13 protein-coding genes are annotated in these 13746 nt (G+C 51.3%); 8 read left to right on the top strand and 5 right to left on the bottom strand.

Annotation, left to right across the window (positions count from 1 at the left end; translation table 11 throughout):
* Window positions 1-25 precede the first annotated feature (25 nt).
* A complete protein-coding gene (locus D9741_RS08655; protein ID WP_130216569.1) occupies window positions 26-889 on the top strand; it encodes a MurR/RpiR family transcriptional regulator in 864 nt (287 codons plus the stop codon).
* A gap of 9 nt (window positions 890-898) precedes the next feature.
* On the opposite strand, the gene D9741_RS08650 is transcribed toward D9741_RS08655, so the two are convergent.
* The 3 genes from D9741_RS08650 to D9741_RS08640 all read right to left on the bottom strand — a co-directional run bounded on the left by D9741_RS08650 (window position 899) and on the right by D9741_RS08640 (window position 4312).
* Window positions 899-2368, bottom strand: coding sequence for a sodium:solute symporter family protein (locus D9741_RS08650; protein ID WP_130216571.1), 1470 nt, complete (start codon window positions 2366-2368; stop codon window positions 899-901).
* A 102-nt stretch (window positions 2369-2470) separates the two neighbouring features.
* Window positions 2471-2860 carry a RidA family protein gene (locus D9741_RS08645; protein WP_000023754.1) on the bottom strand — a complete coding sequence of 130 codons (390 nt, stop codon included), beginning with the start codon at window positions 2858-2860 and terminating at the stop codon, window positions 2471-2473.
* Between the two features lie 9 nt (window positions 2861-2869).
* The gene (locus D9741_RS08640) at window positions 2870-4312 is read right to left on the bottom strand and encodes a D-aminoacylase (RefSeq protein WP_130216573.1); all 1443 of its coding nucleotides are present in this window, start codon (window positions 4310-4312) and stop codon (window positions 2870-2872) included.
* Window positions 4313-4512: 200 nt separating this feature from the next.
* Between D9741_RS08640 and D9741_RS08630 the strand changes: the two genes are divergently transcribed.
* The 4 genes from D9741_RS08630 (at window position 4513) to yjiA (ending at window position 9576) form a co-directional block, all read left to right on the top strand.
* Window positions 4513-5733: an amino acid deaminase gene (locus D9741_RS08630; protein WP_130216575.1), complete on the top strand. Its 1221-nt coding sequence runs from the start codon at window positions 4513-4515 to the stop codon at window positions 5731-5733.
* Between the two features lie 391 nt (window positions 5734-6124).
* A complete protein-coding gene (btsT, locus tag D9741_RS08625; RefSeq protein WP_130216577.1) occupies window positions 6125-8275 on the top strand; it encodes a pyruvate/proton symporter BtsT in 2151 nt (716 codons plus the stop codon).
* Window positions 8276-8405: 130 nt separating this feature from the next.
* Window positions 8406-8609, top strand: coding sequence for a YbdD/YjiX family protein (locus D9741_RS08620; protein WP_000467859.1), 204 nt, complete (start codon window positions 8406-8408; stop codon window positions 8607-8609).
* A 10-nt stretch (window positions 8610-8619) separates the two neighbouring features.
* Window positions 8620-9576 (top strand): GTPase, encoded by a 957-nt coding sequence (gene yjiA / locus D9741_RS08615; protein ID WP_001297640.1) that lies wholly within the window; start codon window positions 8620-8622, stop codon window positions 9574-9576.
* A gap of 33 nt (window positions 9577-9609) precedes the next feature.
* On the opposite strand, the gene D9741_RS08610 is transcribed toward yjiA, so the two are convergent.
* Window positions 9610-9912 (bottom strand): BrnA antitoxin family protein, encoded by a 303-nt coding sequence (locus D9741_RS08610; protein ID WP_000063150.1) that lies wholly within the window; start codon window positions 9910-9912, stop codon window positions 9610-9612.
* Window positions 9899-10186 (bottom strand): BrnT family toxin, encoded by a 288-nt coding sequence (locus tag D9741_RS08605; protein ID WP_130216579.1) that lies wholly within the window; start codon window positions 10184-10186, stop codon window positions 9899-9901. The genes D9741_RS08610 and D9741_RS08605 overlap by 14 nt, the downstream gene beginning before the upstream one ends.
* A 196-nt stretch (window positions 10187-10382) precedes the next feature.
* Here D9741_RS08605 and D9741_RS08600 point away from each other — a divergent pair, with 196 nt between their 5' ends.
* The 3 genes from D9741_RS08600 (at window position 10383) to D9741_RS23555 (ending at window position 13683) form a co-directional block, all read left to right on the top strand.
* Complete coding sequence (locus tag D9741_RS08600; protein WP_130216581.1) at window positions 10383-11549, top strand: restriction endonuclease; 1167 nt, start codon at window positions 10383-10385, stop codon at window positions 11547-11549.
* Window positions 11550-11612: 63 nt separating this feature from the next.
* Window positions 11613-13232 (top strand): class I SAM-dependent DNA methyltransferase, encoded by a 1620-nt coding sequence (locus D9741_RS08595; protein ID WP_130216583.1) that lies wholly within the window; start codon window positions 11613-11615, stop codon window positions 13230-13232.
* The gene (locus D9741_RS23555; RefSeq protein WP_240725543.1) at window positions 13222-13683 is read left to right on the top strand and encodes a restriction endonuclease subunit S; all 462 of its coding nucleotides are present in this window, start codon (window positions 13222-13224) and stop codon (window positions 13681-13683) included. The genes D9741_RS08595 and D9741_RS23555 overlap by 11 nt, the downstream gene beginning before the upstream one ends.
* The last annotated feature ends 63 nt before the right edge of the window (window positions 13684-13746 follow it).

Here is a 13746-nt window from a genome sequence, read left to right as displayed (position 1 = left end):
TTTTTACTGAATCAGTGATACTCCCATGGCTTATAGCATCGATATCATCTCCTGCATTACCGAACGGTTTATGGCGTTAACCGCCACTGAAAAGCGTATCGCACAATTTATTCTTGATGACGTCTCCGCAGCCGTGGAACTGCCAATTGCCGAGCTGGCGCGGTTAACACAAACCAGCCAGGCGTCGGTGACGCGTTTTGCCCGTGCATTGGGTTGCAAAGATGTCCGCGAACTGAAAGTCAAACTGGCGCAGTCACTGGCTATCGGGCAGCGGTTTATTCTCGATGTACCGGATCTTGACGGCGTTCAGGGGATCTACGAATCAATTATCAGCGTGCTGGAAACGCATCGTCGCTCACTGGATATGAACGCTATCAGTCAGGCGGTCAGTTGGTTAAGTCAGGCGCGACAAATTCTTGCATTGGGAACGGGCGGCGGTTCTACCATCTGCTCGCAGGAGATCCAGTACCGTCTGTTCCGTCTGGGATTGCCAGTGGTCAGTCAGAACGATGCTCTCATGATGAGAATGATGTGCTCAGCCGTGATGCCGCAGGATGTGGTGATAGTTCTTTCACTCGGCGGCTATACGCCAGAAATCATCGAAAGTGCTGCTATCGCCCGTCAGTACGGCGCGCGAGTTATCGCCATTACGCCTGCACAAACACCACTGGCAGAACAGGTGGATCTGGTATTGCCGTTGCTGGTTCAGGAAAGTGATTACATTTTTAAGCCCACCCCTTCCCGTTACGCCATGCTCGCGATGATCGATGTGCTGGCAACAGAGCTGGCTATGGCAAATAAAGCGCAGGCGAAAGATCGCCTGCGGCGGATAAAACTGGCATTAGACAGCCACCGGGGTGGCGCTAACCGCCAGCCACTTGGCGATTAGCACTATTGGTTATGCCTCTTCAGGTTTGGTGATCACGACACTCTGGTTTTCACGCTCATTGGTGATAATAGCCAGAGCTTCTTCCCGGCTGATCTCGCTTGCTGGCGTTACCAGCGTCACCAGTACGCCAGCGACCAGGCTTCCCAGCACTGACGGAATACACGGGTTACCCCAGTAAGCCAGCCAGTCGGCATTCATCAGCACCACAATTGACATCACCATACCGCTCACTAACGCTGCCAACGCGCCCTGCCAGTTAAAGCGTAGCCAGAAGCGACCGAGAATCGAGCAGATAAACAGCCCGGACATCAGCATCGAAATCATTTTGGTAATGTAGCTGATGATATCGTTAGAGGTCAGAGCAAAGACCAATGCGAGGCCAATAACAAAGGTCAGCATCCAGCGTGAGTAAGTGATTGCCTTGTTCTCCGGCGGCATTCTGCCGGTAATCATGGTGTAGACATCGCGCATCATAATCGCCACCGCTGCGATGGCATCGGAGCTGGCAGAAGACATGGTGGCAGAAAGCCCGGCAATCAGTACCACCAGGCCAAGCAATGGCGGCAGAAAACTGGTGGCGAACAAGAAGGCATAGTTACTGTTTTCCAGATTCGGGTTCATGGTGAACGCCGCCATGCCGATAATGGCAGGCAGAATCGAGAAGAACAGATACAACACGCCAGTAATAACAAACGAACGGCGTACAGAGGGAACATCTTTACCCGAGTAAATACGCTGGCGATAAGACGGTGTGGCCAGTACACCAACGCCAATAACCAGCGCCAGCGAAAGCGCAGGCAGCACGCCCATTTTATCAATCGCAAACAGGCTCATCGCTTTTGGGTCCATCGCCTGTTCAATCGCACTCCAGCCGCCAACGTGAACAACGGCAAGAATAGCCATCAATATAAAGCCAAAGAACAAAATTAAGGCCTGAATGGTGTCTGTCCACACTACCGCCGAATAACCGCCGATAATAACGTATATCGCAAAAGCTAAGGCGATAATTAATTTTGCTACAGTAAGATCAATACCTGTTGCCCAGGCAAGATACATACTGCCACCTAATATATGCGCCCCCAGCCAGCCAATAGAGGCAATAAATATCATCAGACCGACAATATTTTTAATTAAATGACTCCCGCCAGTATAATAAGAGAGTTCTTCACTCATGGTCATAAAACGTAATTTACGTACCGGTGCAAACAGCCACGCCACCAGCAATATACCTACGGCCCCGCCGACGCCATAAAGCATTCCGGCCCAGCCATTGCTGTAGCCAAAGCCCACTGCGCCCATACTGGAACCCGTGCCAACCATCGTGGCAACGGTTGAGCCCAGCGTCAGAAACAGCGGCAGCGAACGCCCGCCCAGCAGAAAATCTTCTCCGCTTTTCTGATTACGAGAAACAAACCAACCAAGCCAAATCATGGCGATGGCATAAATAATAAAGCCGACTAAAAAGATATGACTGTTCATAATTCACATCCTGCCAGTAGAGAGAAATTAATGTAAGAGTTCCCGGAGTGCTGAATGTATTCAGCACTCAATTGCGGTCTGTTTTTTTAATTCTTAAATTTATTAGCGGGTCGCGTTATAACAGGTCACATCGACTTCGACTTTACAATCGACAACCAGATCAGCCACACAACAAATACGTGCAGGCGGATTCTCGCCAAAAAATTCTCTGAATACTTTATTAAAGGACTGGAAATAGCGGGCGTCAGTCAGGATCACTTTCACGTGAACCACATCCGCCAGGCTATAACCGGCTTCAGTCATGATGTCGACACAGTTTTGGATCGCCAGTCGTGACTGTTCAACGATACCGCCTTCTACCACTTCACCGTTTTTCATGGGTGTTTGCCCGGAGACGTACAGCCAGCCGCCCGCCTCAACCGCCCTGGCAAACGGCAAATGCTGCCCACCAGTGCCTGTTCCACCTTCCGTACCGTAACGTTTAATGCTCATATTCACTCCTTAATGTGAGGTCTGGCGGCGCAGGAAACGTCCCGCACGGCCTGTAATGTGTTTATCGCGACCATAGCTCATAACGCCATTTACCATCACCGCTTCAATGCCCTCTGCCGGGCGTTTGGGATCAGAAAAACTGGCAACATCACGAATGGTTTGCGGATCGAACAACACCAGGTCCGCAAAATAGCCGACTTTCACCAGTCCACGCTGGGGTAGACAAAAACGGCTGGCAGAAAGCCCGGTCATTTTGTGGATAGCCGTGGTCAGCGGGAATAAGCCTTCATCACGACAATAGTGACCCAGCACGCGAGGGAAAGCGCCCCATAAACGCGGATGCGGCATGGGATCATTAGGCAGGCCGTCAGAGCCAATCATACTGACCGGATAACTCAACACTCGGCGGACGTCGCGCTCGTCCATGTTGTAATAGATAGCCCCGGCAGGCATTAGCAGCTTCGCAGCCTCCAGCATACTCATCTGCCAGTCGATGGCGATTTGTGCCAGTGTTTTCCCCGCCTGCTGCGGATGTGTTTGTGACCAGGTGATCACAATATCGAATTCGTCGGTGACTTGTTTGAGATCCAGCGTTGAAGAGCTGGCCGAGTAAGGGTAGACATCGCAGCCAATTTCCTGGTGTTGACGCATTTGGTCAAAAAAGGCCAACGTTTCTTTTGTCCGCCCCCAGTTTTTCGCCCCAGCGCATTTATGGTGGGAAACCACAACAGGCACTTTGCCATGACGCCCAATACGAAACGCCTCATCCAGCGCATCCAGAATCGGTTCGAATTCAGAACGCAGATGAGTGGTATAAACTCCCTTCTCACCTGCCAGTTCTTCCGCCAGCGCCATGACTTCTTCGGTAGTCGCCTGAAATGCCGTGGCATAGGCCAGTCCGGAACTTAACCCCAGCGCCCCCTGACTCAACGCCAGACGTAAGTCGGCACGCATAGCGGCAATTTCATCTGCCGTCGCCGGGCGAAACAGGTCGTCCATATGATTATTACGCAGCGCCGTATGACCAATCAGCGTGCCAACGTTCAGTGACGGTCTGGCTGCTTCCACTGCCTGGGCATAGCTTTCAACGGTGGGATAAATAAAGTGCTCTGCTTCCCCCAACAGATTCATCGGGTCAGGGACTTCGCCTTTCATTTTCGCCGACGCTGCACTGATCCCGCAGTTGCCGACAATCACGGTGGTGATCCCCTGGCTGATTTTTGGCAGATATTCCGGGATACGAATAACGTTGATATCGTCATGGGTATGAACGTCGATAAACCCTGGTGCCAGCACCCGTCCTTCACCGTCAATGGCCTGCTGCGCCGTAACGTTAAGCGCAGGGGCAATATCAACAATCCGATCACCTGTTATTGCCACGTCCCCGCGAAATTCAGGGCCGCCGCTGCCGTCGATAACCGTCACATTTTTGAATAACCAGTCAACCTGCATGTTCGTCACTCCATTTCTGCAATGGTGACAAGTTAACCATTTACAAGGATGAAAAACAGTGGAAAACTACGCAAAACCCAGATGATTTTCTGATACTTTTATTCATAAATCATAAGATAAATAAACTAAGTATTTATATTTCATTTAGTTACAAATGATACTCACATCCGATACGTTGAAATCTTTAAAAGGTGAATGTTATGAAATACCACTCGGAGCCGCTGGTTCCCCATAAATCTGCCCTGATGCAAATGCCCGCAAATATCCTTGCCGAAGATGTTTGTTTACCTGCCGCGATCATTAAAAAGCAGGCCCTGGAGAACAACATTACGTGGATGCAGCGTTACGCTGACGCGCGCGGCGTTTCGCTGGCACCGCACGGTAAAACCACCATGACGCCGTGGATTTTTCAGGCGCAGCAGGCGGCTGGTGCCTGGGCAATAGGTGTCGGTAGCGCGTGGCAGGCTGGTGCGGCAATGGCGAGCGGTATTCAGCGTGTGCTGATGGTTAACCAGTTGGTCGGCAAGGCGAATATGCAGTTGATTGCCCAGTTGCAACGGCATTACCCGACGGTCGATTTTATCTGCTGTATCGACAGCATTGAGAACGCCCGCGCTTTGTCTGCCTTTTTTGCCAGCCAGCAACAGACGCTGAACGTGATGATTGAGCTGGGTGTTCCCGGCGGGCGCTGTGGCTGCCGCTCAACGGATGCCGCACTGGCACTGGCTAAGCAGGCGGCCCAATTACCAGGATTACGTCTGCGAGGGCTTGAGTTATATGAAGGTGTTTTACACGGTGACGATCCGCAACCGCAGGTAGAAGCTCTGCTGCGGGATGCCGCACAACTGGCCTGTAATATGGCGAGTCTGGTTGATGGCGAGTTTATTCTCACCGGAGCAGGCACGGTCTGGTATGACGTGGTGTGCAATATCTGGCTGGCGGCAGAAAAACCGACTAACTGCCGGATCGTCATTCGCCCAGGCTGCTACATCACCCATGACGCAGGGATCTACGACATCGCGCAACAGCAATTGATCGCCCGTGATCCCGTGGCTTGCGATCTGGCAGGCGATCTCACATCTGCACTGGAACTGGTCGCCATGGTGCAATCGGTGCCAGAGGCCGATCGTGCGGTAGTTAATTTTGGTAAGCGTGATTGCGCCTTCGACGCCGGACTGCCGCAACCAGTCGCCCACTATCGCAACGGCAAATCACTGGCATTTGATCCACAGGCGATTCGCAGTACAGGCATTATGGATCAGCACTGCATGTTGCAACTGTCAGCTAATAGCGACGTGCAGGTGGGGGATATTCTGGTGTTTGGCACATCGCATCCGTGCCTGACCTTCGACAAATGGAAAACGTTGTTATTGACTGATGACGACTACAACGTACTGGCAGAGCTGGATACTCTCTTCTAAGAACTCCCCCTTCGGTTAATTATCGAAGGGGGATTTTTATTGTGATCTCAATCACATATTAGCCTAATGAATAATTCTTGCCCAACCGCTCACCGCCATTCCTGACCGCTTACGTCCCTAATATAACCACTCAGTTATTTACCTTACTTTACGCGCGCGTAACTCTGGCAACATCACTGCAGGATAGCGGTCAATTTACCTCCTCAAACGCAACGCAAACCTAGAACGGCTTCGGCCTATGATTAACAAATTACTCTATGGATTTTGGTTTGCAGGAAGGCAGCAAGTGAGTGAATCCCCTGTCACTTACAAAAGTAAGTGACAGAGGTGAACGAACGCAGCTGCCGCACCTGTAAGCCAAAAGACGACGAGTAAAATGCCAGGTTTTACTATGGATACGAAAAAACTATTCAAGCACATACCCTGGGTGATTCTCGGAATCATCGGTGCATTCTGCCTCGCGGTAGTTGCATTACGTCGGGGGGAGCACGTCAGCGCCCTGTGGATCGTGGTCGCCTCTGTGTCGGTGTATCTGGTGGCGTATCGCTACTACAGTCTGTATATCGCCCAGAAGGTGATGAAACTCGACCCCACGCGCGCGACGCCTGCGGTTATTAACAACGACGGTCTGAACTATGTTCCGACCAACCGTTACGTGTTGTTTGGTCACCACTTCGCCGCTATCGCCGGTGCTGGTCCGCTGGTTGGTCCGGTTCTCGCCGCGCAGATGGGCTACCTGCCTGGCACGCTGTGGCTGCTGGCGGGGGTAGTGCTGGCCGGTGCGGTTCAGGACTTTATGGTGCTGTTTATCTCCTCTCGCCGTAACGGCGCATCTCTTGGTGAGATGATCAAAGAAGAGATGGGGCCAGTACCGGGGACTATCGCGCTGTTTGGCTGTTTCTTAATCATGATCATCATCCTCGCCGTCCTGGCGCTGATTGTGGTTAAAGCCCTAGCCGAAAGTCCGTGGGGTGTCTTCACCGTTTGCTCAACCGTACCAATTGCGCTGTTTATGGGTATCTACATGCGCTTTATTCGTCCGGGGCGTGTGGGTGAAGTCTCTGTCATTGGTATCGTGCTGCTGGTTGCCTCTATCTACTTCGGTGGCGTGATTGCTCACGATCCGTACTGGGGTCCGGCACTGACCTTTAAAGACACCACTATTACCTTCGCGCTGATTGGCTATGCGTTTGTTTCCGCACTGCTGCCGGTGTGGCTGATCCTCGCACCGCGCGACTATCTGGCAACCTTCCTGAAAATCGGCGTTATCGTCGGCCTGGCGCTGGGTATCGTGGTGCTGAACCCGGAACTGAAAATGCCTGCGATGACCCAGTACATTGACGGTACTGGCCCGCTGTGGAAAGGCGCTCTGTTCCCATTCCTGTTCATCACCATCGCCTGTGGTGCGGTATCTGGCTTCCACGCGCTGATCTCTTCCGGTACGACGCCGAAACTGCTGGCTAACGAAACCGACGCGCGTTTCATTGGCTACGGCGCAATGCTGATGGAGTCCTTCGTGGCGATTATGGCGCTGGTTGCTGCGTCCATCATCGAACCGGGTCTTTACTTCGCGATGAATACCCCGCCTGCGGGTCTTGGCATCACCATGCCTAACCTGCATGAAATGGGTGGCGAGAACGCGCCGATCATCATGGCGCAGCTGAAAGACGTTACCGCACACGCGGCAGCGACTGTCAGCTCCTGGGGCTTCGTGATTTCGCCAGAGCAGATCCTGCAAACCGCGAAAGACATTGGTGAGCCTTCTGTCTTGAACCGTGCAGGTGGTGCGCCGACGCTGGCGGTAGGTATCGCTCATGTGTTCCACAAAGTGCTGCCGATGGCTGACATGGGCTTCTGGTATCACTTCGGTATTCTGTTCGAAGCCCTGTTCATCCTGACCGCGCTGGATGCGGGTACTCGTTCTGGCCGCTTTATGCTGCAAGACCTGCTGGGTAACTTCATCCCGTTCCTGAAAAAAACCGACTCTCTGGTTGCCGGTATCATCGGTACTGCGGGCTGTGTGGGTCTGTGGGGCTACCTGCTGTATCAGGGCGTGGTCGATCCGCTGGGCGGCGTTAAGAGCCTGTGGCCGCTGTTCGGTATCTCCAACCAGATGCTGGCAGCCGTAGCGCTGGTACTGGGTACCGTTGTGCTGATTAAGATGAAGCGCACCCAATACATCTGGGTAACAGTTGTTCCGGCTGTATGGCTGCTTATCTGCACCACCTGGGCGCTGAGCCTGAAACTGTTCAGCACCAACCCGCAGATGGAAGGCTTCTTCTACATGGCGAGCCAGTACAAAGAGAAGATTGCTAACGGTACTGACCTGACGGCGCAGCAGATTGCCAACATGAACCACATCGTTGTGAACAACTACACCAACGCAGGTCTGAGTATTCTGTTCCTGATTGTGGTGTACAGCATCATCTTCTACGGTTTCAAAACCTGGCTGAAGGTGCGTAACAGCGACAAACGTACTGACAAAGAAACACCGTACGTTCCAATCCCGGAAGGCGGCGTGAAGATCTCTTCGCACCACTAACCGGTTGCCGGATACGCTGCGCGTATCCGGCCTACAAAGTGTCTATCGTAGGCCGGATAAGGCATTTACGCCGCATCCGGCAAATCCCCAGCCCGGACCTTCCGGGCTTTACGCATATCTGGAAGGCAAAATGTTTGGTAACTTAGGACAGGCAAAAAAATATCTCGGCCAGGCGGCGAAGATGTTGATTGGCATTCCAGACTACGACAACTACGTCGAGCATATGAAGACCAACCATCCCGACAAGCCGTACATGAGCTATGAAGAATTCTTCCGCGAACGCCAGAACGCGCGCTACGGCGGCGATGGTAAAGGCGGTATGCGCTGTTGTTAATGGAGAGAGCATGAACCCGATTGCAGTTACCCTACTCACCGGTTTTTTAGGCGCGGGCAAAACCACCCTGCTGCGCCATATTCTTAACGAACAACACGGCTACAAGATTGCTGTGATTGAAAACGAATTCGGCGAAGTCTCCGTTGATGATCAACTGATTGGCGACCGCGCCACGCAGATCAAAACGCTGACCAACGGCTGCATCTGCTGTTCGCGCTCCAACGAGCTGGAAGACGCGCTACTCGACCTGCTGGATAATCTCGACAAGGGCAATATTCAGTTCGATCGTCTGGTCATTGAATGCACCGGCATGGCCGATCCCGGCCCGATTATTCAGACCTTTTTCTCCCATGAGATTTTATGCCAGCGTTACCTGTTGGACGGCGTGATTGCGCTGGTGGACGCGGTACATGCCGATGAGCAGATGAACCAGTTCACCATCGCCCAGTCACAGGTTGGCTACGCCGACCGTATTCTGCTGACTAAAACCGACGTCGCAGGCGAAGCAGAAAAACTGCGTGAACGTCTGGCGCGCATCAATGCCCGTGCACCGGTCTACACCGTCACCCACGGCGACATCGACCTGGGCCTGCTGTTCAACACCAACGGTTTTATGCTGGAAGAGAACGTCGTCAGCACCAAACCGCGTTTCCACTTTATCGCGGATAAACAAAACGATATTTCGTCGATTGTGGTGGAACTGGATTACCCGGTAGATATCAGCGAAGTTTCCCGGGTGATGGAAAACCTGCTGCTGGAATCGGCGGATAAACTGCTGCGTTACAAAGGGATGCTGTGGATTGACGGCGAACCTAACCGCCTGCTGTTCCAGGGCGTCCAGCGCCTCTACAGCGCCGACTGGGACCGCCCGTGGGGCGATGAAAAACCGCATAGCACGATGGTGTTTATCGGGATTCAGCTGCCGGAGGAAGAGATTCGGGCGGCGTTTGCGGGGTTGAGGAAGTAATTTTGGATGATGGCCGCCATGTGGCGGCCTGAATTATTTTTTGTTCTGATCGCGCAGCATCGCTTCACGTAAAATTGCGTTCAGGCGAGTTTGATAGCCTTTACCTGGTCGCTTCAGCCATTCCATCACATCAGCATCAATACGCACCGAAGCCTGAGTTTTCAATGGCCGATAAAACTTACCGCGTTCTGCGTTAGACCATTGCTCATCGCTGGAAGGTGGGATATCACTGTAATCAATATCCTCGTCGGATTTATTCGCCAGCGCCTTCAGTTCGGCCTCATGCTGCACATCGAGTGTAGAGGGGGTCCCTCGTTTATGTTTAACCATGCTCATAGCGATTCCTCTCTTTACGCTCTGCTTTTCGTGCACTGATGATTCGAATAATTTCATTTCCGCTTTCGAAACGGATGGTATGCGCAACCAGAATAACCACGATGCCGTGAACCAAGCCGATAGTCTGCCAGCGATACTCACCGTTTTCTATGCGTTCTTGCTGTGACAGATGTTGTGGATCATCAAACACTAACACCGCATCTTCAAAGCAGATGCCATGTTTCACCCGATTACTTTTGGCCTTGTTTGCATCCCATTCAAACTCCATTGGCATAGTTGCCATCCCTAATTGTATATACAAAAATGTATCTACAATTATTCTGCAATTATAGCGTTGATGTTGGAAATAGCATCACGTTTTGGATAATCAACCATGAAATTGACAATGAGTGAGTTGGACTTGATTCATCCAATAGAATTTCTCGCCTGACATGGCACACTAAACGCCTCGCTGTCGTTAAGGGATTACCGTGAAAAACTACAAAGTCATTACCCCGCTTTTTCCTACCTATGCGCAAGTTAAGGCTATGATGAAAGCCGTATCAGGCTATTCCCTGAAAGCGGTACGCAATATGATTACTGCCATTCGCGATCAAACTGGTACGCCGCAAAAACCCGTTGACTGGTCGGAGCCTGATCTGTGGATCAGCGAACGCTTAACGGGTGAAGATGCCGACATCGCCCGCCGTATTTGGGATACCGATAATCACATTCTGAACCCGCGCCACAGCTACGGCTGCTACTTATTCCTCAACTATCCCCAGTTTGAGCTGATGGAAAGCACGCCAGATGATGCCTGGCAGCCCACCTCGCGCGGACAAAAATTCCTGCAAGATGACGAAAAAACGCTGCGTTCACTGGACGACCAGGAAGGCATTCTGCAACTGCTTGAGCTGCTGGCTGGCCGGGAAATGTCGCGCCGCGCCGATTTATTGCCGGAATGGCAGGCCTTTTTGCATCAGCATTCGAAATTTGCTTCCGACCGGTCAGCCAAAAGTACGCTCTACTCCCGACTCTATAATCTTATCGACCGCGACATGGTTACTCGCGAAGGCATGAGCTATCGCATCACCGATACCGGGCGCGCCTGGCTTGGAAAAGCGTTGCCAGCACGAAAAAGCGATCCGCGTAAAGAGCTGCTGGAAGCGGTGAAACGCTATAACGAACAGCAAAAAGAGCTGTTACGCGAACAAATCAGCACAATGAACCCATACAAATTTGAACAACTGGTCGGTCAATTACTGGAAGCAATGGGCTACGAGCAGGTCGAAGTGACCAAAGCCTCAGGCGATAAAGGTGTGGACGTGATTGGTCAGGTGCAGGTCGGCATCACCACTATTACCGAAGTGGTGCAGGTCAAAAGAATGCAGAACACCATCACTCGACCGTATATCGACCAGTTGCGCGGAGCGTTGCCTTACCACAAGGCCATTCGCGGTACGCTTATCACCACCGGGAAATTTGCGGCGAAATGTGCAGAAGCGGCGCTCTTTCCGGGGGCAGCGCCCATTACGCTTATCGACGGCGATCGCTTACTGGAACTGTTAATCGAAAATAACGTCGGCATTCGCCGCAGCAATGCAGTGGAATTGCTGGATGTGGATTTGCAGTTGTTTGATGAGCTGGAGATGGATTAAAGGGCGAAATCTGCCGCCTCTACCATTACAATAGCGACCCAATTTATCTGAACAGAGTTCATCATGGCCAAAGCACCAACTAAAAAAGCCAAAGCAAAAAAAGGCTTTGAAGAAACATTATGGGATACCGCAAACCAACTTCGCGGTAGCGTTGAGTCCTCCGAATACAAGCACGTGGTGTTAAGCCTCGTGTTCCTGAAATTCATCAGCGATAAGTTTGAAGCACGCCGCAAAAAAATGATTGCCGATGGGCAAGCTGACTTCCTTGAGATGGAAGTGTTCTACCAGCAGGACAACATTTTCTACCTGCCGGAAGAGGCGCGCTGGTCGTTTATCAAACAAAATGCCAAACAGGACGATATTGCGGTTCGTATTGACACCGCCCTCTCGACCATTGAGAAACGTAACCCAACCCTGAAAGGCGCGCTGCCAGACAACTACTTCAGCCGTCAGAATCTGGAAACCAAAAAACTGGCGTCACTGATTGATACCATCGACAACATCGAAACGCTGGCACACGAAACTGACGTTGAAACGTTGTCGAAAGAAGACCTGGTCGGACGCGTTTACGAATACTTCCTCGGTAAGTTTGCCGCAACCGAAGGCAAAGGCGGTGGAGAGTTCTACACGCCCAAATGTGTGGTCACGCTGTTAACTGAAATGCTCGAACCCTTCCAGGGCAAAATTTATGACCCGTGCTGCGGCTCGGCAGGGATATTCGTGCAGTCGGTGAAGTTCGTCGAGAGCCATCAGGGTAAAAGCCGTGATATCGCGCTGTATGGTCAGGAACTGACAGCCACGACGTATAAACTGGCAAAAATGAACCTCGCCATTCGCGGTCTTTCAGCTAACCTCGGCGAACGCCCGGCAAACACTTTCTTTAGCGACCAGCACCCGGACCTGAAAGCCGACTACATTCTGGCGAACCCGCCGTTCAACCTGAAAGACTGGCGCAATGAAGCCGAATTAACCGAAGATCCACGCTTTGCCGGTTATCGTATGCCGCCAACCGGTAACGCCAACTACGGCTGGATTTTGCATATGCTCTCCAAGCTGTCGGCTAACGGCACAGCAGGTTTTGTGTTGGCAAACGGATCGATGAGTTCTAACACCAGCGGCGAAGGAGAGATCCGTGCACAGATGATCGAAAATGATCTAATCGACTGCATGATCGCTCTGCCAGGTCAGTTGTTTTACACCACGCAGATCCCGGTGTGTTTATGGTTTATGACCAAATCGAAGGCTGCCGATCCGGCCAAAGGTTATCGTGATCGTCAGGGCGAGACGCTGTTTATTGATGCGCGTAACCTCGGCACCATGATTAGCCGCACAACTAAAGAGTTAACGGCGGAAGATATTGCCACAATCGCCGATACCTACCATGCCTGGCGCAGTACGCCGGAAGAACTGGCTGCACGGATTGCGCGTGGTGACAGCAAGCTGGAAAAATATGAAGACCAGGCAGGCTTCTGCAAAGTTGCGACCCTGCAAGATATTAAAGATAACGACTACGTGCTGACGCCGGGCCGCTATGTGGGTGCAGCCGAGCAGGAAGAAGACGGCGTGGCATTTGAGACCAAAATGCGTGAATTGTCGAAGACGTTGTTTGAGCAGATGAAGCAGGCGGAAGAACTGGATCGTGCGATTCGCCAGAATCTGGAGGCGCTGGGTTATGGGGAGTAAGTTTCAACTAATTTTATTAGATAATGTGGCCGAGGTAATCGACTCTAGACATAAAACCCCCAATTACACAGAAACCGGCTACCCAATGGTTCGTGTTGTCGATATTAAAAATGGTGAATTAGATTTAAAGAATACAAAGAGAGTCACAAAGGATATATACGAGGACTTTTCAAAAGGACGATCTCCACAGATTGGAGATCTCATTATTTCCCGAGTAGGCTCATATGGGAACATATCCTACGTTTCAAAAAATGAAAAATTTTGCCTAGGGCAAAACACTGCATTTATTATCCCAAATGAAAAAAATAGCTATCTATATTATGCTTTAATATCTCCTTTTGTACAACAACAAATTAACGACATGGCTGTCGGTGCTGTACAAAAAACAATTAGTTTAAAAAGCATTAAAAATTCCGTACCCAGAGTTAAATATAAGAAATATTATTTCTAAAAAATTAAGAGTTATTGATAATAGGATAAGTACTAATGATAAAATAAATCAAACCCTGGAACA

The organism is Escherichia sp. E14V7, assembly GCF_004212225.1.
GTDB lineage: Bacteria > Pseudomonadota > Gammaproteobacteria > Enterobacterales > Enterobacteriaceae > Escherichia.
Note: the sequence above shows the minus strand (reverse complement) of the source record. Positions and strands in the feature narration are given on the sequence as shown.

Coding starts and splice junctions, on each gene's coding strand:
- D9741_RS08620 (WP_000467859.1), top strand. CDS start 8,406: ATGTTTGGTAACTTAGGACAGGCAAAAAAATATCTCGGCCAGGCGGCG.
- D9741_RS23555 (WP_240725543.1), top strand. CDS start 13,222: ATGGGGAGTAAGTTTCAACTAATTTTATTAGATAATGTGGCCGAGGTA.
- btsT (WP_130216577.1), top strand. CDS start 6,125: ATGGATACGAAAAAACTATTCAAGCACATACCCTGGGTGATTCTCGGA.
- D9741_RS08605 (WP_130216579.1), bottom strand. CDS start 10,186: ATGCCAATGGAGTTTGAATGGGATGCAAACAAGGCCAAAAGTAATCGG.
- D9741_RS08650 (WP_130216571.1), bottom strand. CDS start 2,368: ATGAACAGTCATATCTTTTTAGTCGGCTTTATTATTTATGCCATCGCC.
- yjiA (WP_001297640.1), top strand. CDS start 8,620: ATGAACCCGATTGCAGTTACCCTACTCACCGGTTTTTTAGGCGCGGGC.
- D9741_RS08630 (WP_130216575.1), top strand. CDS start 4,513: ATGAAATACCACTCGGAGCCGCTGGTTCCCCATAAATCTGCCCTGATG.
- D9741_RS08640 (WP_130216573.1), bottom strand. CDS start 4,312: ATGCAGGTTGACTGGTTATTCAAAAATGTGACGGTTATCGACGGCAGC.
- D9741_RS08645 (WP_000023754.1), bottom strand. CDS start 2,860: ATGAGCATTAAACGTTACGGTACGGAAGGTGGAACAGGCACTGGTGGG.
- D9741_RS08610 (WP_000063150.1), bottom strand. CDS start 9,912: ATGAGCATGGTTAAACATAAACGAGGGACCCCCTCTACACTCGATGTG.
- D9741_RS08595 (WP_130216583.1), top strand. CDS start 11,613: ATGGCCAAAGCACCAACTAAAAAAGCCAAAGCAAAAAAAGGCTTTGAA.
- D9741_RS08655 (WP_130216569.1), top strand. CDS start 26: ATGGCTTATAGCATCGATATCATCTCCTGCATTACCGAACGGTTTATG.